The sequence below is a fragment of the Treponema sp. R80B11-R83G3 genome, assembly GCF_054786115.1.
Genome location: NZ_BDHF01000600.1, coordinates 1 through 450 on the forward strand (window position 1 = coordinate 1; position 450 = coordinate 450).

General features: G+C 44.7%; 2 protein-coding genes. Both read left to right on the top strand.

Annotated features, from left to right (window positions below; all coding sequences use genetic code 11):
- Window positions 1-185, top strand: a 185-nt coding sequence (locus tag ACYVRH_RS15145; protein ID WP_461257676.1) for a hypothetical protein, incomplete at its 5' end; no start/stop codon positions are given.
- 27 nt (window positions 186-212) lie between these two features.
- Window positions 213-450 (top strand): hypothetical protein (locus tag ACYVRH_RS15150; RefSeq protein WP_461257677.1); only part of this gene is annotated, 238 nt, incomplete at its 3' end.

The window sequence follows — 450 nt, forward strand, 5'->3', positions numbered from 1 at the left end:
AAATCGTGAACCAGAGCAAGGCAGAGGCGATGATTACGCGTCTTTTGGTAAATGCCGCTGAATTAAAATTTGGCTCGGTTTCTGTTACCGCAAAAGTCCATGACGGCCGGGTTACGGAAGTGTTGTACACCACCACAGAAAATACGCGGGAAATTGAAGCCGCCGCAGTAAAGGCGAAGGAGTAATCCCCTCCGGGGCATGAAGGGGCTTATATGGCAAAAGACACGCAACGTTCTTCACCAAAAAAGACAGCAGATGTTCGAAAGAATAGACGCAATGATGAAAATTACTTTATTGTTTACAATTGGATGACCAGCAGAATAAAACTTTCTGGAAACGGGCTTCTTGTTTTTGCGCTGATTTACAGTTTTTCTAATGTCGGGAAAAAGGAATTCCATGGCAGTGCCGGTTATATTGCCTCTGCTTTAAATATGAGCCGCAGAACGGTTG